19 protein-coding genes are annotated in these 18872 nt (G+C 66.0%); 12 read left to right on the forward strand and 7 right to left on the reverse strand.

Going from position 1 to position 18872, the window contains the following annotated elements; genetic code table 11:
- Positions 1 to 128: 128 nt before the first annotated feature.
- Both GQ57_RS23470 and GQ57_RS43110 read right to left on the reverse strand, forming a co-directional pair.
- The gene (locus tag GQ57_RS23470; protein WP_031400631.1) at positions 129 to 779 is read right to left on the reverse strand and encodes a pyridoxamine 5'-phosphate oxidase family protein; all 651 of its coding nucleotides are present in this window, start codon (positions 777 to 779) and stop codon (positions 129 to 131) included.
- Positions 780 to 952: 173 nt separating this feature from the next.
- Entirely contained in the window at positions 953 to 1093 is a 141-nt protein-coding gene (locus GQ57_RS43110) for a hypothetical protein (RefSeq protein ID WP_160257550.1), read from the reverse strand.
- Here GQ57_RS43110 and pdxR point away from each other — a divergent pair.
- Positions 1092 to 2558 (forward strand): MocR-like pyridoxine biosynthesis transcription factor PdxR, encoded by a 1467-nt coding sequence (pdxR, locus tag GQ57_RS23475; protein WP_031400630.1) that lies wholly within the window; start codon positions 1092 to 1094, stop codon positions 2556 to 2558. The two genes, GQ57_RS43110 and pdxR, sit on opposite strands and share 2 nt — an antisense overlap.
- Positions 2559 to 2580: 22 nt before the next feature.
- Here pdxR and GQ57_RS23480 read toward each other — a convergent pair whose 3' ends face one another.
- Entirely contained in the window at positions 2581 to 4131 is a 1551-nt protein-coding gene (locus tag GQ57_RS23480) for a phospholipase D family protein (RefSeq protein ID WP_034199151.1), read from the reverse strand.
- Positions 4132 to 4416: 285 nt separating this feature from the next.
- Positions 4417 to 5301 (reverse strand): LysR substrate-binding domain-containing protein, encoded by an 885-nt coding sequence (locus tag GQ57_RS23485; protein ID WP_034199152.1) that lies wholly within the window; start codon positions 5299 to 5301, stop codon positions 4417 to 4419.
- Positions 5302 to 5423: 122 nt separating this feature from the next.
- Between GQ57_RS23485 and hndA the strand changes: the two genes are divergently transcribed.
- A complete protein-coding gene (gene hndA / locus GQ57_RS23490; RefSeq protein ID WP_031400627.1) occupies positions 5424 to 6374 on the forward strand; it encodes a 2-hydroxy-1-naphthoic acid nonoxidative decarboxylase in 951 nt (316 codons plus the stop codon).
- A gap of 147 nt (positions 6375 to 6521) precedes the next feature.
- Here hndA and GQ57_RS43115 read toward each other — a convergent pair whose 3' ends face one another.
- Positions 6522 to 6668 carry a hypothetical protein gene (locus GQ57_RS43115; protein ID WP_160257551.1) on the reverse strand — a complete coding sequence of 49 codons (147 nt, stop codon included), beginning with the start codon at positions 6666 to 6668 and terminating at the stop codon, positions 6522 to 6524.
- A gap of 95 nt (positions 6669 to 6763) precedes the next feature.
- On the reverse strand, positions 6764 to 7561 hold the full coding sequence (locus GQ57_RS23495) for an IclR family transcriptional regulator (RefSeq protein WP_200880668.1): 798 nt from the start codon (positions 7559 to 7561) through the stop codon (positions 6764 to 6766).
- Positions 7562 to 7695: 134 nt separating this feature from the next.
- Here GQ57_RS23495 and GQ57_RS23500 point away from each other — a divergent pair, with 134 nt between their 5' ends.
- Positions 7696 to 8847, forward strand: coding sequence for an MFS transporter (locus GQ57_RS23500; RefSeq protein WP_034199153.1), 1152 nt, complete (start codon positions 7696 to 7698; stop codon positions 8845 to 8847).
- 410 nt (positions 8848 to 9257) lie between these two features.
- Here GQ57_RS23500 and GQ57_RS23505 read toward each other — a convergent pair whose 3' ends face one another.
- The gene (locus tag GQ57_RS23505; protein ID WP_052001444.1) at positions 9258 to 10070 is read right to left on the reverse strand and encodes an IclR family transcriptional regulator; all 813 of its coding nucleotides are present in this window, start codon (positions 10068 to 10070) and stop codon (positions 9258 to 9260) included.
- Positions 10071 to 10292: 222 nt separating this feature from the next.
- On the opposite strand from GQ57_RS23505, the gene GQ57_RS23510 reads away from it, so the two are divergent.
- The 9 genes from GQ57_RS23510 to GQ57_RS23550 are packed head-to-tail and all read left to right on the forward strand — an operon-like array spanning position 10293 to position 18843.
- Positions 10293 to 11135, forward strand: coding sequence for a cyclase family protein (locus GQ57_RS23510; protein WP_052001445.1), 843 nt, complete (start codon positions 10293 to 10295; stop codon positions 11133 to 11135).
- Positions 11136 to 11137: 2 nt separating this feature from the next.
- A complete protein-coding gene (locus GQ57_RS23515) occupies positions 11138 to 11485 on the forward strand; it encodes a cupin domain-containing protein (RefSeq protein WP_031400622.1) in 348 nt (115 codons plus the stop codon).
- Positions 11482 to 12285 (forward strand): SDR family NAD(P)-dependent oxidoreductase, encoded by an 804-nt coding sequence (locus GQ57_RS23520; RefSeq protein ID WP_031400621.1) that lies wholly within the window; start codon positions 11482 to 11484, stop codon positions 12283 to 12285. Before GQ57_RS23515 ends, GQ57_RS23520 begins: the two co-directional genes overlap by 4 nt.
- Positions 12286 to 12294: 9 nt before the next feature.
- The gene (locus tag GQ57_RS23525; RefSeq protein WP_063934594.1) at positions 12295 to 13209 is read left to right on the forward strand and encodes a 3-hydroxyacyl-CoA dehydrogenase family protein; all 915 of its coding nucleotides are present in this window, start codon (positions 12295 to 12297) and stop codon (positions 13207 to 13209) included.
- Entirely contained in the window at positions 13181 to 14152 is a 972-nt protein-coding gene (locus tag GQ57_RS23530) for a 3-keto-5-aminohexanoate cleavage protein (RefSeq protein WP_235215114.1), read from the forward strand. Before GQ57_RS23525 ends, GQ57_RS23530 begins: the two co-directional genes overlap by 29 nt.
- A gap of 43 nt (positions 14153 to 14195) precedes the next feature.
- A complete protein-coding gene (locus tag GQ57_RS23535) occupies positions 14196 to 15392 on the forward strand; it encodes an amino acid ABC transporter substrate-binding protein (protein WP_034199156.1) in 1197 nt (398 codons plus the stop codon).
- A gap of 21 nt (positions 15393 to 15413) precedes the next feature.
- The gene (locus GQ57_RS23540) at positions 15414 to 16301 is read left to right on the forward strand and encodes a branched-chain amino acid ABC transporter permease (RefSeq protein WP_052001446.1); all 888 of its coding nucleotides are present in this window, start codon (positions 15414 to 15416) and stop codon (positions 16299 to 16301) included.
- Positions 16301 to 17296 carry a branched-chain amino acid ABC transporter permease gene (locus tag GQ57_RS23545; protein WP_081896748.1) on the forward strand — a complete coding sequence of 332 codons (996 nt, stop codon included), beginning with the start codon at positions 16301 to 16303 and terminating at the stop codon, positions 17294 to 17296. The genes GQ57_RS23540 and GQ57_RS23545 overlap by 1 nt, the downstream gene beginning before the upstream one ends.
- The gene (locus GQ57_RS23550; protein WP_034199157.1) at positions 17293 to 18843 is read left to right on the forward strand and encodes an ATP-binding cassette domain-containing protein; all 1551 of its coding nucleotides are present in this window, start codon (positions 17293 to 17295) and stop codon (positions 18841 to 18843) included. The genes GQ57_RS23545 and GQ57_RS23550 overlap by 4 nt, the downstream gene beginning before the upstream one ends.
- Positions 18844 to 18872 lie beyond the last annotated feature (29 nt).

An 18872-nucleotide genomic window follows, 5' to 3' on the forward strand; every position in this document is an offset into this window, starting at 1 on the left:
GCCGTCGCGGCAGTGCGGCATTCGCACGGCCGACCGGCGAAACCCGCGCTCCGGGCGCTCGCGGCGGCCGCACGGCCGGCAGCGACGTGCGCCGCCTTGCGCGAAGCCGCGCGGCCTCGCCGCGCGACTCAACCGCCCCAGTTCCGGACGTAGTCCGGCACGGGCATGTCGGCGTCGGCGTGCACCGGCGCACCGCGCGTCGTCGTCAGCGGCAGGATCCCGGTCCAGACGGCGAGCGCGAGGTCTTCATCCTTGTCGGACGGCATCGAATCGCTGACTTTCACGGCCGCTTCCGCAAGGGAAATCCGCAGCACGCTGGTCGCGTTGAGCTCCTTCTCGTTGCCGGGCCGCGCGTCATGCCTGCGCCCCGGTGCGATCTTGTCCATCAATGCGTCCAGCGCCACGCGCTTTTCCGCACTGCCCTCCACCATGTCGAACCGCCCGTAGATCACGGCGGATCGATAATTCATCGAATGGTTGAAGGCCGACCTGGCCAGCACGAGGCCGTCCAGCAGCGTAATCGCCACGGCGGCCTGCGCGCCCGCCGACAGCGCCTTGATCATCCGGCTGCCGTTGGACCCGTGTATGTAGAGGTCGTCGTCCCGCCTCCAGTGCGCGGTCGGAATGCAATGCGTGTCCGCGCCCGCGCCGAACCCGATGTGGCAGACATAGGCCTCGTCCACGATACGGTAGAGCATCGTGCGGTCCCGATTCGCCAGTTCCGGCAGGCGGTGAATGGTGGTGCGGGATGTGGGAGAGATGACGGTCTGGTCTTTCATGTTTCGTTTCCTGTTTGCGCGCCCTGGCGCGCGTCGAATCGTCCGCATGCCGGCAGCACGCGGTCATCCGTTCGTCGTTATGTTTGCCCCGCGTCCGGAAACGGATCGGACGTGCGCCCGCCATGTCCGCCCGATCGCTCGACCGGCCCATCGACAGCCGCTCGCCGGATCGATCAGAATACGCACGCGCCACGATCCGCGACGAGCGCCGGAAAGGCCCGCGCGCCGGCCGCCGCCGCGAGAGCCTGAACGATACGGCGCACATCGGATCTTCGAAAGAACCAGCCCAAGGAAAATATCTGGAACCAGCCCATGGATCTCGCGCTGCTCATCTCATCGCTTCCCGGACAGGACGGCACGACACGGCACAGCCGGCAGGAAGCCCTCTACCGGAGCCTGCGCGCCATGCTGCTGGACGGCCGCATTCCGCCGGGCACGCGGCTCGTGCCGACGCGCGTACTCGCGGCGGAGCTGGGCATCGCGCGCAATTCGGCGGTCTACGCGTACGAGCGCCTTGCCGAAGAGGGTTTCGTGACGGCCACGCGCAACGGCACGATCACGCGCTGGGACGGACGCGGCCGTGCAAGCGCCGCCCCTGACAGCGGCCCGGCCCCGGTTCGGCTGTCCGAGCGCGTGCGCGGGCTGGAGCACGCGGACCCCGAGCCCGAACGCATGCTGCCGTTCGTGCCCGGCCTCCCGTCGCTCGACGAATTCCCCGTTGCCCAATGGCGCCGCTGCATCGAGCGCGCATGGAAGATCATCACGCCCGCACAGCTCGCATACGGCCCGGTCGAAGGATTGCCCGAATTGCGCCGCGCCGTGGCCGCCTACATTCGCGTCTCGCGCGGCGTGCGCTGCGACACCGATCAGGTGTTCATCACCGACGGCACGCAAAGCAGCCTCGAGCTGTGCGCGCGCATGCTGGCGAATCCCGGTGAATCCGGCTGGCTCGAAAACCCCTGCTACAACGGCGCGCGGACCGCGTTCCGGTCGACCGGCCTGGATATCGTGCCGATCGAGGTCGACCGCGAGGGGATGGCGCCGACCGACGAACAATGGCGCACCCGGCCGCCCCGGCTGATCTATGCGACGCCGTCGCATCAATACCCGCTCGGCGCGCTGATGAGCCCCCGGCGGCGAGCGGCGCTCGTCGAGCGTGCGCGCGCCTGCGGCGCGTGGATCATCGAGGACGATTACGACAGCGAGTTCCGCCACGGCAGCCAGCCGCTGCCGGCGATCCAGGGCTTGCACGCCGACGCTCCTGTCTGCTACCTCGGCACCTTCAGCAAGACGATGTTTCCCGCCCTTCGGCTCGGGTTCATGGTGGTGCCGCCGGCGCTGGTCGATCGCTTCGCCCGAACGCTGCGCGAACTCGTCCATCGCGGTCATTCGGCCGATCAACTGGCGATGGCCGAATTCATCGACACCGGGCTCTTTGCGCGGCACCTGCGCGGGATGCGGGCGCTGTACGCCGAGCGGCGCGGCAGCCTCGAGGCAGCGCTCGCGCGCCACCTCGGCGGCGTGTTGAACGTTCGGGAGAGCCCGGGCGGCATGCATCTGTCGGCCGATCTCGCCCTGCCGCTGCACGACACCGACGTCGCCCGCGCCGCGGCCGCGCATGGCCTGCTGCTTCAGCCGCTGAGCAGCTACCGCGTCGGCGACGGCCGCCCGTACAACGGCTTCGTGCTCGGATATTCCGGGCTGACCGGCACGACGATCGAAGCCGCGACGACGCAGCTCGCCGCCGTTATCGAACAGCTCGACCGCACGCACGGCTGAGCGCCGTGCGGCGCCTCGTCGCTCACAGTTGCGATTCGATCGGAAACAGCCCGAGGAACCAGACTTCCATCCGCCGCGGGGCCGACACTTCCGGTTCGTGATCGAACTCGGTGACCGTGCCGTCCGAATCGGTCTGAATCCACTTGAGCCGCCCTGTTCCCGCCGCATCGGCGCCCGGCTCGACCCGCCACGCGATCCGGTCGAGTCGCGACTCCAGATTGTCGGCCACCTGCGAGGCAATCGCCGGAGACTCGCAGTAGACGCCGATTTCCGTGTTGAGATTCAGCGAGCGCGGATCGAGATTCATCGAGCCGATGAAGATGCTCTTGCGATCGAACACGTAGGTCTTCGCATGCAGCGATGCACGTGACGACCCGATGATGACCTGCTTCGAAATGCTCTTGTCGCCCGACGGCCGTCGCTCGTACAGCCGCACGCCGGCATTCACCAGATCGCCCCGGTAACGCCGGTAGCCGGCATGCACGGCCGCCACGTCGGTCGACGCGAGCGAGTTGGTCAGCACCGTCACGCGCACGCCGCGCGCCGTGAGCGCACGCAGCCGCTCGACGACGTCCTTGCCCGGCACGAAGTACGGCGACACGATCAGCAGGTCATGCTCGGGCTGCAGCGCGAGCGCCCGCAACTGCGGCATCAGGTGCCCGTCGCTGTCCTTCGGCGCGCGGGCGATCTTCGCGGGGTCGTCGTACAGCACCGTCGCGCGGCCCCACGACAGTTCCGTGCCCTGCCCGTGCACGATCTGGTCGAGCCGTTGCCTCGCCTCCAGCACGTAAGGATTGTCCTCCATCGCCCTCAGGTAGTCGCGCAAGCGTTCGCGCTCCCGGTCCAGCCCGCCCGGCGCGGCGTCGTGTCCGACCAGCGCATCGATCGGATACGCGTACGGGGAATTCCAGAACGTGTCGAATTCGGTGGAGATATCCTTCACGGCCGGGCCGTGGACGACCACGTCGAGATCGCCGAACTCCAGCATCGACGATGCGCCGAAGTACTCGTCGCCGATATTGCGGCCGCCGACGATCGCCGCCTGGTTGTCCGCGATCATCGCCTTGTTGTGCATGCGCCGGTTGACGCGCGAGAACTCGAATACCGTGCCGATCTTCTTGAAGTTGCGCGTGGCCACCGGGTTGAACAGCCGGATCTCGATGTTCGGATGCGAGCTGATCTCGAGCAGCTTGCGGTCGTCCGCGTTCGTGCCGAGATCGTCGAGCAGCGCACGCACGCGCACGCCGCGATCGGCCGCGCGAATGATCGCGTCGGCCAGTTCGTGCCCGGTCAGATCGTCGTGCCAGATGTAGTACTGAAGGTCGAGCGACCGGTCCGCGCGGTCGGCGAGCAGCACGCGCGCATCCAGCGCGTCGACCGGATCGGTCAGCAGATGAAATGCGTCCTGCCCCGGATGCGTGCCGGCCTGCTGCCGGAACGCGACGCCGAGCCGCGTGTTGTCCGTATCGGTGTACGCATGCGTCGGCGCGCGATCGGCCTGCGGCGGCAGGCTTGCACATGCCGCGAGCGCCAGCAACGACAGAATCGCACCCCACGAACGCAGCATGGTCATGATTGCCCCCACTCCCGGGCGAAAATTGTTTGTTCTGGCCGCCCGACGGACCGGGCCGCGGCCCTTCGGGCAGGGCCGGCGGCGCGCGTGAAACGACGGCGCTACAGCATACTTCGATTGCGTGTCGCGCGACACCTTCTCCGTATTTTCCCGATCCGGTCGATACGCCGCGCGCGACGTATCGCACTCGCGCAAGACACGGACGATCGCGGGCTCACGGGCAGGATCCGGTTGCACGACGGGAAGTTGTCCCGCCGTGGGCCGGGTCGCGGTGCGTTGCGGCGCTCACGCGCGGTGCTCGCCCAGCATCGCCAGGTATTGCCGGACGGCCCCCCACTCCCCGGCGATCCGGCTGATCACCACCAGCTTCGATTTCGGCACGCTTCCCGCCAGCTTCCGGTGAACCACGTTCGGCGCCGCAATGCGGTTCAGCGGCTCGGGGGTCAGCGCCAGCCCCAGACCCGCGGCCGCGAGGGCGAGCACGGAAAGCGTGCTGTTCACCTTGTGCGCGATGCGGGGTTCCCTGCCGAGCATCAGCCGCAGCGTCGCCAGATGCCCTTCGTCGTCGCCGTCGGCCCCGTACAGGATGAATGGCTCGTCCGCGATTGCGGCAACGTTCACGACGCGCCGCTTCGCGAGCGGATGACGAACGCTCATCACGACTTCCCACGACCAGTTGCCGACCGTCTGCACGGCCAGCTTCTCGTCGAAGGCCACGCCGAGCGCCGGGCAATAGCCGATGTCGAGCCGGCCCGCGAGAATCGCCTCCTGCTGGGCGGCCGGCGCCATTTCGGACAGGTCGAGCTCCACGCCCGGCCACCTCGCATGAAACTCGGTCAGGTCCTCGGACAGCCGTCCGGTCGCGACCGCGTTCCCGACGAAGCCGATCCGCACGATGCCCGTCTCGCCGCGCGCCGCACGCTGGATCAGCGTCTTCGCGCGCTCGGCCTGCTCGAGCGTGCGCCGCGCCTCGAGCAGCAGCAGCCGGCCGGCGTCGGTCAACGCGACCTTGCGCGTACTGCGCTCGAACAGCGGCGTGCCCAGTTCCTCCTCGAGCGCGCGAATCTGCACGCTCAGCGCAGGCTGCACGATATGCAGCCGCTCCGCCGCGCGACCGAAATGCCCCTCCTCGGCCACCGCGAGGAAGTAGCGGAAATGTCGAAGGTCCATGAAGTCGATTGATCATCCAGAATAATCAATCGTTAACTTTAATATATTGGATAGAAAAATCAACGGCGCGCATTCTGACGGTCAGGCGTTGCGACGCAGCGTACTTTCACAGGAGCCGAATCATGTCCAACCGCACCCGCATCGATGTTCACCAGCATGTCGTCCCGCCGTTCTGGGCCGACGCACTGCCCGCCCACGGCGGCGATCCGTCGGGCTGGAGCAGCCCCGCCTGGAGCCCGGAAAGCGCACTGGCCTTCATGGATTCGCTGGAGATCCAGACCGGCGTGCTGTCGCTGACGGCGCCCGGCGTACAGGGCTGGGCCGGCCAGGCCAAGCTCGACATGGCGCGTCAGGTCAACGAATACGTGGCCGGCCTCGTCGCGAAATGGCCGTCGCGCTTCGGCAACTTCGCCACGCTGCCGCTGCCGGACGTCGACGGCACGCTCGCCGAAATCGACTTCGCGTTCGACACACTGGAGGCCGACGGCGTCGTGCTGCTCAGCAACTACGGCGGCAAATATCTCGGCGATGCGGCGTTCGACCCGGTGTGGGCCGCGCTCGACCGCCGTCATGCGGTGGTGTTCATCCACCCGGCGAAGCCCGCGATCGACGTGCTGACCGGCATGCCCGGCCCGCTGCTCGACTATCCGTTCGACACGACCCGCACGGCCCTGCAACTCGTGCTCAACGGCGTGATCGCGCGCTACCCGAACGTGCGCATCATCCTGTCGCATGCCGGCGGTTTCCTGCCGTACACCGCGTACCGCTTCGCCGAACTTGCACCAGGCGTGCGCAACGACGTTCCGGATCGCGACGGGCTGCTCGACCTGCTGCGCAGGTTCTACTTCGATACCGCACTGTCGTCGCCGTCGGCACTGCCGAGCCTCGTCGCGTTCGCGCAACCCGAGCGCGTGCTGTACGGCAGCGACTTCCCGTACGCGCCGCCGTCCGTCAGCACGTCGTTCACCCATTCGCAGGACGGGTACGCCGCGCTGGATGCCGATCGGCACGCCGCGATCAATCGTGCGAACGCACTGCCGCTGTTCCCGCGTCTCGCCGCACTCGCGCGATAACGCGACCGTGCGCAACGTGACGCCCCGCGACGGCGGCGTCACATGGGCAACCGGCGCGGCGGCTGTCGGCGCCGCGCCGTCGAAACGGAACGCTGACCTTCACCCACCGGGCCGTTCCGGCCGACCGGCTGCGCACGAACGACACCTTCAGAACGCGGCCGCCGCGCCGATCCCGCGGAACCGATGGCGGAACGCCGGACCGATCGCGAACACCTGCACGCGGAACCGGTCGACCACCGCCGGTTGCCCGCTCCGGATGTCTGCACCAGCCGGATCTGCCAGGTCGCCCGACAATCTGTCGCGCCTTGAAACTCAGGAATGCGAATCATGAAGATCCACCCGCCGTATCGACGGAAGCCAACCGGCCTCCACGATTCCAGCGTGGCAGATCAAGACGGCGCGACGACCGCCTTCGCCGCACGGGTAGCGCCCAGCGCCGATTCAATTTCCGACTTGGTCTGTCGAAGTGCCGCGAGCAAATCCTCGAATCGCGCCTCGAATCGCAGCGCGGGCACAGCGAGCGCCATCGCGTAGCTCTGCGGCGAAGCCGTTTCGATCGCCACCCCCAACCCGCACACCCCCGACGCGTGCTCCTCCCGATCAACGGCGTATCCGAGATCGCGGATCTCCGCCAGGCTCCGGAGCAGCGTCTCTTGCTCGACGACGGTAGCCGGCGTGCGCCGTTGAAGCGGATGCTCGAGAAGCGACGCGACTTCGTCGTCCTTCAGCAACGACAGCAAGACCTTTCCGTGGGCGGTGCAATGAAGCGGGAAAGCGGTGCCGATGCTCGAACCGACGCGAAGCTCCTGGTCGGAAAGGTACTGGTCGACCGAGATCGCATGCGCGCCGCGTATCACGCAGATATCGACGGTCTCGCGCGTGCGCCGGCTCAACGCATCCGCAAAGGGCTTGGCCACGGCCACCACGTCCATGTGCGCCGATGCCGCGAGCCGGATCAACGCCGGCCCCAGGCGGATCCCGGCCGAGCCGGTCGCCACGAAACCTTGCGCCTCCAGCGCATTGACAAGACGGTGCACGGTCGTGCGCGGCAGCGCCGCGGCCCGCGCGATCTGCGAAAGGCTCAGCCCGACCGATTGCCCTTCCAAAGCACGCAGCACCGCCACCGCCCGCGCGATGACCTGCTTGCCCGACGCACCGTCGGCTTCCGGTTCCTGTATCTCGTCCACGCTTCACATCCTTAGGGTTTATACGGAAAGAACGCTTGACCAATCGGCAAGCACACCCTACCCTTGTTCCATACAGAGGATATTGGTGTTCCACTGATCGGACACTATAGTACAACACGGAATCGGAAGCAAACATGAACTCGCGTTCCACATCGAAAGCCGCCGCCTTCACCTTGTTGAGCGTCGCCTGTCTCACGATCATGGTCGGCTGCGTCATCGTGCCCGGCCTGCCCTCCATCGCAACCGCGCTGGGCTTGCCGTCGTCGGCAAGCTGGCTCGTCACGACGCCGTCGCTGGGCGTCGTGCTCTTCGGCCCCATCGTCGGCCGGTTCATCGAGCGCACCGGGCTCTACCGCGCGCTGTGCATCGGGCTTTTCCTGTACGGATTGCTCGGTGTCGCCGGCATCTTCCTGCGGGGCGAGTACGTGGTGCTCGCGGACCGGCTGCTGCTCGGCGGCGCAACCGCCCTCGTCATGTCCGCCGGCACCGGGATGATTTCGGCCCTCTATGAGGGCCAGGAGCGCCTGGCCATGATCGCGAGGCAAGGCATGTCGATCGAACTGGGGGGCGTCATTTTCCTCTCGATCGGCGGCGTGCTTGCCGCTTACGGCTGGCAATTCCCGTTCCTGCTCTACCTGGTCGCCTGGGTGCTGCTCGCGATGATGTGGGCATTCGTTCCCAACGTGATCGGGCAGGACGGCTCCGAAACGCAGGCCGAGCCGGCCCCGATTTCGGCAAGCCTGAAGCTCGTCTTCTTCTCGGCCAGCGCCTCGATGGTCCTGTTCTTCACGGGGATCATCGCGCTGCCGCTCTTGCTCGGGTCGCTGAGCCTGAACGAATCGCAGACGGGCTATTTCCTGTCCTTCATATCGCTGGTCGCCGTCGTCGCGGCCTCGCAGATGCCGCGCGTGGCGTCGTCCATCGGCGAACGTCAAACCCTCGTTCTGGCATTCGCCTGCTACATCGCGGCGCACGCCACGTTCGCGTTGTCCCACTCGATCGCGGCAGCCGTATTCGGCGGGATCGCGATGGGTTGCGGATTCGGCTTCTCCGTGCCGCTGGTCAATCACATGACCGTCGAACAAAGCCCCGTTGCGCAAAGAGGACGGCATCTGGCCTATCTGTCGATGTCGATCTTTCTCGGCCAGTTCCTGTCCTCGTTCATGGATATCGTCGCGGCCAACACGCAACGCGTCTTTACGGCGGCCTTCATCCTGGGCTGCATCGCCATCGCCGCCGTCTCGATCGCACACTACCGTCTTCGCGTGCAAGCCGAGTCGCAGTGAAAGCGCGATGTGTCGTGGCGGGAAACGGGCAGGACGGCCGTGGGTGTCGCGGGCCAGGCGGCCGCGGATAATCCATGGCCGGCTCGGACCGGCCATTCCGGGACGCCCGGCACCGCCGCGTGAACGGTCGGGACCTGCGACCGCATGGCTGCCGGGCCACCGCTTCAGCGTGTGAGGCCCGAGGCCGGACGGTTGCCCGAGCACGTTCGAAAGGGATTCGCCGCGCGCGAACATCGGCAGGCCATCGTCGCGGTCGCCTGGCGATTGGCAGCGCGACGGGGCGATCCGGCTGCAGCGGGTGCCCGATTCCTTCAGCCGCTTGCTCGACCGTCGCGCGTCGCGCTCGTGGTTCTTCTGCTCGAGCCATCCGTGACGTCCGCATCGACGACGGCGACCCGTTTCGTCACGTCCTAACCGAACCGGCTCCCGCGCAACCGTTGCTGCAATTTCTCGCACTGCTCCAGCAACAGCGCCTCGAGTTGTTCCCGAAGATCCGCGAAGCGCTGGGTCGGCACCGGAATCGAGATCGCCGCCAGCTCGCCGGTGGGCAGGCGAAGCGACGCCGCGATCGCGCAAACGCCGTCGGCATTCTCCTCGAGATCGCTACTCAGGCCCGTACGACGAATTTCGGCCAGTGAATCCTCGAGCGCCTCCCAGGACACGATCGTCCGGCTCGTCAGCCTGCCAAGCCGCAATGCGGCCTTGAGACGGTCCCGTTCATCCTCATCCATCGCGGCCAGCATCGCCTTTCCGGGCGCGCTCGAGTGCAGCGGAAACGACACGCCTATGTCGGATTCGGCGCGCAACCGGTGGATGCCGCGGACCTGGTCCACAAAGACCACCTTGTCCGCATCGAGCAACGACAGATCGACGGTCTCCCCGCACTCGCGCGAAATCTGCTGGAGGGTCGGGCGCGCGATGTCGACGATCGCGAATTTCGCGGCGGCCGCCAGAGGCAGCAGCGCCGGCCCGAGACGCACGCCCCGGGCCTGTGACGCAGCAATGACCAGGTTCTCCGCATGAAGCGCGTCGACGATCCGTTGCACCGTGGACCTCGGCAGGCCGAGCAGCTTTGCGAGTTCACCGAGCGACAGGCCGTCCGGATGCTCCTTGAGCGCCCGAAGCACCGCGGCCGCTCTCGCGATCACCTGGACCGCAGGTCTTTCCGCCGGCGCCTCTCCAGCCTCGAGGTGCTCGATTTCGTCGGATCTTGACCTAACCATTTTGCATTCCGTTCCATGAATAGAGGTCGGTAGTTTGCCAGAGTGGCGACATGCGATCTGTTTTAGCCACTTGAATATCGCCACATCGGGCCGCGCGATTCGGGTTCCCCCCAATGGTTTCGAGCGCCTGTCGGACTAGTATTCATTTCACCGACATACGGTACTTCTGTACTGAATTGCGGTACATACACCAAACGACATCCAGAAACCGGAGCAATGCAAATGACCGTAACAGTCCGAGGCATCAACTATCAGGAGAACTTAAATAACGACATGGGGCTGGAGTTCTACGACCTCAGCCACCCGTGGGGTCTCGGTCAGCCCTGCTGGCCTTACTTCGAAGACGTCAAGATCGAACGCCTCCACAACATGGCCAAGTCCGGCGTGCTCACGCAACGCATCACCACCGTGATGCACTCGGGAACGCACATCGATGCGCCCGCGCACGTGGTCGAAGGCACGCCGTTCATGGACGAGGTGCCGCTTCCGTACTTCTTCGGCACGGGCGTCGTCGTGTCGATCCCGAAAGGCAAGTGGGAAGTCATCACCGCGGAGGATCTCGAGAAGGCCAGCCCGGAAATCCGCGAAGGCGACATCGTCATCGTCAACACCGGCTGGCACAAGCATTACAGCGACAGCCGCATGTACTACGCGTATTCGCCCGGCTTCTACAAGGATGCCGGCGAGTGGTTCGCCAAGAAGAAGGTCAAGATGATCGGCACGGATACGCAGGCGCTCGATCATCCGCTCGGCACCGCCATCGGGCCGCATGGTCCCGGCTGGCCGAACGGGCTGCTTCCCCAGGTCAACATGGAGTACGAGCGCGAGACCGGTCGCAAGGTCATCGAGGATTTCCCCGAATGGGAGCCGTGCCACCAGGCGATCCTGAGCGCAGGCATTTGCGGCATCGAGAACGTCGGCGGTGAAATCGACAAGGTGACCGGCAAGCGCGTCACGTTTGCGGCGTTCCCGTGGCGCTGGACGCAAGGCGACGGCTGTATCGTCCGGCTCGTCGCGATCGTCGACAAGCGCGGCTCCTACCGTATCGAGAACGGCGAGGGCTGACCATGAAAGTCACCCGCTACGGCGAGGCCCGGCGTTACGAGGCGCCCAACCATCACGACATGCGCTCCCTGCGCCTGCAAGGCTTCGCGCCCGGCGGACCGGAGTCGTTCTGGGTCGGCCTCTCGCACTTTCTGCCGGCGGGCGGCGCCGGCCCGGACAGCATCCCGATGGAACGCGTCTACGTCGTCCTCGCCGGCGAGGTGACTATCCGCATCGGCTCGCAAGAGGTCGTCCTCGGCCCGCTCGATAGCTGTGCAATTCCCTCGAATGAGGTACGCGAGGTCAGGAACAACAGCAACGAAGTGGCCACGATGCTGGTCGTGATGCCATACGCGGAGACCGCAGCATGAATATGGAATGGCTGAAATCGCCCGGGTCGCTGTTCGAGGTGCGCGACAAGGTTGCAGTGATAACAGGGGCGTCCGGCGCGTTCGGCAAGCTTGCCGCGCAGGTGCTCGCGGCGGCGGGAGCCAGGCTCGTCCTCGCCGCCGGCAACGAAAAGGCCCTCGACGCCGTGGCCCGGGAATGCCGGGAACTCGGCGCGGAAGTGACGACCGTCGCGCGCAGGCCGGCGACGGAAGACGATTGCGACGCCATCATGGACGCCGGGCAAACCGCTTTCGGCGCCCTGGATATCCTTGTGGTCGGATCGGGGCTGAACGACCCCTGCCCGATCATCGAGATGTCGCCCGACCGCTTCGACGCGGTGATGCACGGCAACATCACGGGCGCCTGGCTCCTGTCCAGGGCGTTCGGGCAGCGGGTGATCCGGCAGGGAACGCCGGGCAAGGTCGTGCTCGTCTCGTCCGCACGAGGAAAGCTCGGACACCCTGCCGGATATTCCGCGTACTGCGCGTCGAAGGCGGCAACGGATGGCCTGACGCGCGCGTTGGGATGCGAATGGGGCAAATACGGCATCACAGTCAATGCGATCGCCCCGACCGTCTTTCGCTCGCCGCTGACCGCGTGGATGTTCGAGGATACAGAGAAGGCGCGCCGGGTTCGCGCCGACTTCCTCGCCCGCGTGCCCCTGGGTCGCCTCGGCGAACCCGAGGACCTGGCCGGCCCGCTGCTCTTCCTCTGCTCGAGAGCGTCCGATTTCCACACGGGCCACACCCTTTACGCCGACGGCGGCTACACCGCAGGTTGACCGAACATCATGGAAAAAATAGCCATTGTCGGCGCGGGCCTGATGGGTCAGGGCATCGCGCAGGTTTTCGCACTCGCGGGCCATCCGGTCAAGGTGTTCGACATCGACCGTGCGGCGCTTGCATCGCTCGTCGCGCGCACGGAGCACAACCTGCTCGAGCTCGGGCTCGACAGCGCCGCATCCTTGAATATCGCGCCGGCCGTCGAGCTCGGAGAGGCGGTCGACGACGCCGACATCGTATTTGAAGCCGGCCCCGAAAACCTTTCGTGGAAACAGTCGCTGTTCGAGCGACTCGAAAACCTCGTACCGGCGGACACGATCCTCGCCAGCAACACGTCGGCCATTCCGATCACCCGCATCACGGAGCGGCTCCGGTCGGGGCACCGGGCCATGGGCACGCACTGGTGGAACCCGCCCTTCCTCGTGCCGCTGGTGGAGGTCATCCGAACGCCCGACACCGATCCCGCCATTGCGCGACGGATGTTCGATCTGCTCAAGCGTGCAGGAAAAACCCCGGCGATGGTCGAGAAAGACATTCCGGGTTTCATCGGCAACCGGCTTCAGCACGCCCTTTGGCGGGAAGCGATCGCGCTGGTGGCGAACGGCGTCTGCGACGCCGAAACCGTCGACACGGTGGTCAAGGCGAGTTTCGGTCGCCGCCTGCCCGTGCTGGGGCCGCTGGAAAATGCCGACCTCGTCGGCACCGACCTGACGCTCGCGATCCACCAGGTCCTGCTGCCTGAAATCGAATGTCTGCCGGCCCCTTCGCCGTACCTGAGCGCACTCGTGAGCAGCGGACGCCTGGGCATGAAGACCGGCCACGGCTTTCGTCGATGGAGCGAACAACAGCAGGCGGAACTCCGATCGTCGGTGTTTCGGCATCTGAAGGCAATGGATGCGGCAGATCGCCGCGAGGATAACTAATCAAATGGCCAAAAACCAGAGCAAGGTCATCGTCACGTGCGCGGTGACCGGGGCGATCCACACGCCCTCCATGTCGCCTTACCTGCCGCTGACGCCGGAGGAAATCACCACGCAGGCCGTCGAGGCTGCGCAAGCCGGCGCCGCCATCCTTCACCTGCATGCGCGCGACCCCGGCGACGGGCGCCCTACTGCGGACCCCGCGATATTCGGGCAGTTCCTCGGCGCGATCAAGGCACGAACGAATGCCGTGATCAACATCACGTCCGGCGGCTCGACGAAGATGACGCTCGAGGAAAGGCTTGCGCCTCCCCTGCGCTTTCGGCCCGAGATGGCGTCGCTGAACATGGGCTCGATGAATTTCTCCATTCACCCTGCCGCGAACAGGATCAAGGAATGGAAATATCCGTGGGAGCAAGGCTATGTCGAAGGCACCGAGGACATCATCTTTCGAAACACGTTCCGGGATATCCGGTACATCCTCCAGCACCTCGGCGAGGGCTGCGGTACGCGTTTCGAGTTCGAGTGCTACGACGTGGGCCACCTGTACAACCTCGCGCACTTCGTCGACGCCGGGCTGGTCAAGCCGCCCTTCTTCATCCAGACGATCTTCGGCATTCTCGGCGGCATCGGGCCCGACCCGCAATGCGTCACGTTCATGCGGGATACCGCGAACCGGCTGTTCGGAGACAGCTACCGGTGGTCGGTGCTGGCTGCCGGCAGGCATCAGATGCCCTTGCTGACGCACGCCGCCGTCGCCGGTGCGAACGTGCGCGTCGGCCTCGAGGACAGCCTTTATCTCGGTCGCGGCCAGATGGCGCAGAGCAACGCGCAGCAGGTTCATAAAATCCGCCGGATTCTCGACGAACTCGGTCTCGAGATCGCAACGCCGGACGAGGCGCGCCAGATGCTGGAACTCAAGGGAGCCGATCAGACGGCATTCTAGGTGGACCGGTCGCAACCATAAAACGAGCATATCTGGAGACAAGATGATCAGGCATCCCAATATTCTGGCGAAAGCCGTCGCAATCGCATCGCTTTGCCTTGCCGCGACGGCGGCCAGGGCCGACGAGGTCACGATCGGCGCCTCCCTGCCGCTGTCCGGCCCGCTCGCCGGTTTTGGGGCCTATCAGAAATGGGGCTACGAAACCGCCGTGAACGACATCAACAAGACCGGCGGAATCAGGATCGGCAACGCCCAATACAAGGTGAAGCTGATCATCCGGGACGACAAGACCGACCCGAACGTCACCGCGAGCAACACGGAAACGCTGATCTCCCGGGACGGCGTCGTCGGCATGCTCGGCTCGTGCACGCCCGCGCTGGTGAATGCCGGGGCGCTTGTTGCGGAGCGACGCCGGGTTCCGATCGTATCGGGATGCGATCCGCTCGGCGCATTCCGGGCCGTCCGGCAGTGGAAATACGCGTGGACGCTCTTCTTCGACGAAACCGACCTCGGTACCGCGCCGTTGCGCATGCTCGCGGACTTCCGGCTGCCGACCAACCGGAAGGTGGCGATCCTGTCCGACAACGGGCCCGACGGCCGGGTCGTCGGCGGCGAGGTCTGGCCGAACGCGACCACCCGCGGCGGCTACACGCTCGTGCGCCAGAACGCGTTTCCCGTCGACGCGACCCAATTCACGACGATGATCAATCAGGCCAAGGCGGACGGCGCCGACATCGTGCTGGTCGATGCGATTCCGCCGCAGGCGATCGCGATGCGCAAGCAGATGGAATCGGCCGACTTTCATCCCAGGATCCTGGTCATGGAGAAAGGCGCGGAACCGGAACAATTCGCCAGGGCGCTCGGGAAGTTGGCTGACGGCGTGCTGGTCGGCGGCTACTGGGACCCGAGCTTTCCCTATCCCGGCGCGGCGGATCTCGGCAGGCGCTTCGAGTCCGAAACCCGTCAAACCCAGAGCCAGCACATCGCGGATTCGTACGCGGCGGCCCAGGTGCTGCTGGACGCGATCGCCCATGCGGGAAGCCTCGACCGCGACAGGATCAATCAGGCTGTGGGAAAGACGGACAAGGCCTACGTCGTCGGGAACGTGAAGTTCGACGCCGATCACACGTCCCGGATTCCCGTGGCGGTCATGCAATGGCAGAACGGCAAGGCAGTGACGGTATGGCCGCAAGACAAGGCCAACGGAAAACTGCTCTTTCCGCTGCCCGCCGTTCACTGACGCCGGACCGGAGACACGATCATGCTCGAATACTCGCTCCCTGATCTCTCTGTAGTCCTGAACGGCCTGGTATCCGGCCTGCTGCTCGGAGGCATGCTGGCCCTGACGGCGCTGGGCCTGTCCATCGCGCTCGGCGTCATGCGCCTGGTCAATCTGGCCCACGGGGAACTGCTGGTGGGCGGCGCCTACCTCGGCTTCTTCCTGGCCCAATACACCGGCCTCGACCCGCTCCTCTGTCTGCCGCTCGTCGCCGTCGTGACGGGGGCGATCGCGCTTCCGTTTCACGGAATCCTCATCCGGCCACTGGCAAACAAAGGCACCGAAGCGCCGATGATGACGATGTTCGGCGTTTCGATCATCCTCCAGAACGTGTACCTGCTGTGCTTCAGCGCGGACACCCGGGCGATCAACACGAGCTACGCCGCGCGCCCGCTCACGGCCGGCCCGGTCACGGTCGCGGAGATTTACGTCATCGGGTTTGCCGTATCCGTGGCGCTGACGCTGGGCGTACACGGGCTGGTCACGCGCACCGGATTCGGCCGCGCATTGCGCGCCGCGGCAGTCGATCCGGCCGCCGCCGCGGTCATGGGCGTCGACGTCGCCAAGGTCCATGCGCTCACTTTCGCACTGGGCGCGGCTTGCGCGGCGATGGGCGGCGTGCTGATCGCAACCGCGTTTTCGTTCACGCCCGCCTCCGGCTCGACCTACCTGCTGATGTGCTTCGCGGTCGTCGTCATGGGCGGCATCGGGAACATCTCCGGAACGCTCGCGGCGGGCATCACGCTCGGCGTGCTCCAGAGTATCGGCGCACTCGTTCTCGGCGACGGATATCGCGATCTGGTCGGCCTCGTCATCTTCCTCTTCGCCCTCGCACTGCGCCCTCAGGGCATGGTGTCCGGAGTACGCTAATGCCCCATCTCACGAACAATCCACTTACGCGGGTGGCGAGGGAGCAGGTCCGAGTCGCCGTCGCCCGTTCTTCAACGAGCGTCCTGACGCCTGCGATCGTCACCGGCGCCCTTCTTCTGCTCGCCGGGATCGTCGTCCCGCAGATGGGCGACTACGCACTTGAAGTCGGCTTCCGGCTCCTGCTGCTGCTGACGGTTGCCGAGGCATGGAACCTGATGGCGGGCTACGGCGGAATGGTCTCCCTCGGCACCGCTGCGTTCTTCGGCGCAGGCGCCTATTCGATGACGGGTCTCGTCAACGTGCTGGGCGTACCACCCTGGGCCGCAATCCCGCTTTCCGGGCTTGCCGGCGCGGGGCTTTGCCTCGTCGTCTCGAAAGGCGTCTTCAGGCTTCGCGGTCTGTATTTCACGGTCGGCACACTCGCGCTCGCCGAGGCCCTGCGGCTGTTCATGGTCAACTACGGCGGGTTCGGCGGCGCATCCGGCATCGTGCTCTCCCAGGATCCGCCCGGCTTGCGCACGCTGTTCCTCATGGCGATCGCCCTGGTGACGGTCACCATGGTCGTCATGAGCGCCGTCACGCGCTCGCGGTTCTCCGTCCTGCTTCGCGCGGTACGCGACGACGAGGATTCGGCGTCGCAACTCGGCGTGCGCACCTTCCGGGTCAAGCTCGCCACCTTCGTGCTGGCAAGCGCCCTGACCAGTATCGCGGGCGCACTCCAGGCCCTGAAGCTCGGCACGGTGGAGCCCTATGGAACGTTCGGCCTCCAGTGGACCATCAGCGCGCTATCCATCGTGATCATCGGCGGACAGGGGCTGCGCGCCGGCCCCGTGCTGGGCACCATTTTCGTCGTTGCGCTCGGCGAGGCCCTCGCCGACTGGCCCGCCCTTCACCTGGCCGTGACCGGCGTCATCCTGATGGCGGTCATCCGATTCGCGCCGCAAGGCATCGCCGGATTGATTGAAAGCACGCTCGGTCGAAAGGAGCAGCCGTGAACACCGAACATTCCCTTCCGCTGCTGTTCGCCACCGATCTGGTCAAACGGTACGGCGGCCTCGTGGCGACCGACACCGTGTCGCTCTCCGTCGCGGACGGCGAAATACTGGGCATCGTCGGGCCCAACGGCGCGGGCAAATCGACGCTGATCGGATTGCTCGGCGGCGCCGTCAAGGCGGACAGCGGGAACGTCTACTTCCGGGGCGAGGACATCACCCGGCTGGGGGCGGCCGCGCGCGCACGGTCCGGGATCGGTCGCACCTACCAGATACCCCGGCCGTTCCTGAACATGACGGTACGCGAAAACCTGCTCGCCGCACGGTACAGCCTTCATCCGTTCACGTCGAAGCGCGACGCGATCGATGCGTGCGACCGGATTCTCGAGCGTACCGGCTTGCTGGATTCCGCGAACCTGCCGGCCAGACAGTTGCCGCTGCTGCGCAGGAAACGCCTGGAGGTTGCAAGGGCGCTCGCGCTCGAACCTCGAATCCTGTTGCTGGACGAAGTCGGTGCGGGGCTCGTCGACAGCGAAATTACCGAGCTCATCGACCTCGTTCATTCGCTCAAGGGCGAGGTCGCGGGCATCATCATCATCGAACACGTGCTGCGTGTCGTGCGCGAATGCTGCCAGCGGCTGATCGTCCTGAACTTCGGGCGAAAGTTCGCCGAGGGGCCGACCAACGCGGTTCTTTCCAGCGACGAAGTCGCCGCCGTGTATCTCGGCACCGCACACGGAAACGATCGGCCCGACAGCCGGGCCGAGCCGGAAACGGCGGTTCTGGCCGGCGCCGGAAACACGGCGGACGGGGTCGCGCATGAGAAGCCGGCGTCGCCGCCGCTGCTGGAACTTCACGGAATCCATGCCGGATACAGTCAGGCGCGCGTCCTGAACGGGATCGACCTCACCGTGGGCACGGGTGACGTGATCGCCATCCTGGGTACGAACGGCGCGGGAAAAACGACGCTTGCGAACGTCCTGGCCGGCACGGTACACCCGACCGCGGGCGAAATGAGGATCGACGGCAAACGCCTGCTCGATCCGGCGCCCCATCGCATTGCGGCCATGGGCTTCGCCCAGTGCATGGAAGGCAGACGGATATTCAGTTCGCTGACGGTGGAAGAGAACCTCGTGCTGGCCGCCCGGCGCGCGCCCCCGAAGGAAATCCGCGAGCGGCTGGAACACGTGTACGACATGTTCACGGACTTGCGCGAGAGGCGGAAGAACGCGGGCACGTCCATGTCGGGCGGACAGCAGCAGATGCTCGCCATCGGCCGCGCGCTGATGGCGCGCCCCCGCCTCATCGTGTTCGACGAGATCAGTCTCGGCCTCGCCCCCGTCATGATGGATCGCCTGTATCTCGCCCTGCGCGAACTGAAAGCGTCGGGCATGACGATGTTGATCGTCGAACAGGACGTGGAACGCGCGCTCGATCTGGCCGACTACGTCCACGTGATGGAGCATGGCCGCTTCGCACTCTCCGGGACGGTCGATTCGATACGCAAGGATCCCCGGTTACGGCATCTCTATCTCGGCACTGCCGATTGAAGGCGGCATCGACCGGATCACCGCAGCAG

Source organism: Burkholderia sp. MSh2, assembly GCF_000731655.1.
Lineage (GTDB): Bacteria > Pseudomonadota > Gammaproteobacteria > Burkholderiales > Burkholderiaceae > Burkholderia > Burkholderia paludis.

Excerpts from the sequence above, each read along its gene's own strand:
- GQ57_RS23470 (WP_031400631.1), bottom strand. The coding sequence starts at position 779 with ATGAAAGACCAGACCGTCATCTCTCCCACATCCCGCACCACCATTCAC.
- pdxR (WP_031400630.1), top strand. The coding sequence starts at position 1,092 with ATGGATCTCGCGCTGCTCATCTCATCGCTTCCCGGACAGGACGGCACG.
- GQ57_RS43110 (WP_160257550.1), bottom strand. The coding sequence starts at position 1,093 with ATGGGCTGGTTCCAGATATTTTCCTTGGGCTGGTTCTTTCGAAGATCC.
- GQ57_RS23480 (WP_034199151.1), bottom strand. The coding sequence starts at position 4,131 with ATGACCATGCTGCGTTCGTGGGGTGCGATTCTGTCGTTGCTGGCGCTC.
- GQ57_RS23485 (WP_034199152.1), bottom strand. The coding sequence starts at position 5,301 with ATGGACCTTCGACATTTCCGCTACTTCCTCGCGGTGGCCGAGGAGGGG.
- hndA (WP_031400627.1), top strand. The coding sequence starts at position 5,424 with ATGTCCAACCGCACCCGCATCGATGTTCACCAGCATGTCGTCCCGCCG.
- GQ57_RS23500 (WP_034199153.1), top strand. The coding sequence starts at position 7,696 with ATGAACTCGCGTTCCACATCGAAAGCCGCCGCCTTCACCTTGTTGAGC.
- GQ57_RS23505 (WP_052001444.1), bottom strand. The coding sequence starts at position 10,070 with ATGGTTAGGTCAAGATCCGACGAAATCGAGCACCTCGAGGCTGGAGAG.
- GQ57_RS23510 (WP_052001445.1), top strand. The coding sequence starts at position 10,293 with ATGACCGTAACAGTCCGAGGCATCAACTATCAGGAGAACTTAAATAAC.
- GQ57_RS23515 (WP_031400622.1), top strand. The coding sequence starts at position 11,138 with ATGAAAGTCACCCGCTACGGCGAGGCCCGGCGTTACGAGGCGCCCAAC.
- GQ57_RS23520 (WP_031400621.1), top strand. The coding sequence starts at position 11,482 with ATGAATATGGAATGGCTGAAATCGCCCGGGTCGCTGTTCGAGGTGCGC.
- GQ57_RS23525 (WP_063934594.1), top strand. The coding sequence starts at position 12,295 with ATGGAAAAAATAGCCATTGTCGGCGCGGGCCTGATGGGTCAGGGCATC.
- GQ57_RS23530 (WP_235215114.1), top strand. The coding sequence starts at position 13,181 with ATGCGGCAGATCGCCGCGAGGATAACTAATCAAATGGCCAAAAACCAG.
- GQ57_RS23535 (WP_034199156.1), top strand. The coding sequence starts at position 14,196 with ATGATCAGGCATCCCAATATTCTGGCGAAAGCCGTCGCAATCGCATCG.
- GQ57_RS23540 (WP_052001446.1), top strand. The coding sequence starts at position 15,414 with ATGCTCGAATACTCGCTCCCTGATCTCTCTGTAGTCCTGAACGGCCTG.
- GQ57_RS23545 (WP_081896748.1), top strand. The coding sequence starts at position 16,301 with ATGCCCCATCTCACGAACAATCCACTTACGCGGGTGGCGAGGGAGCAG.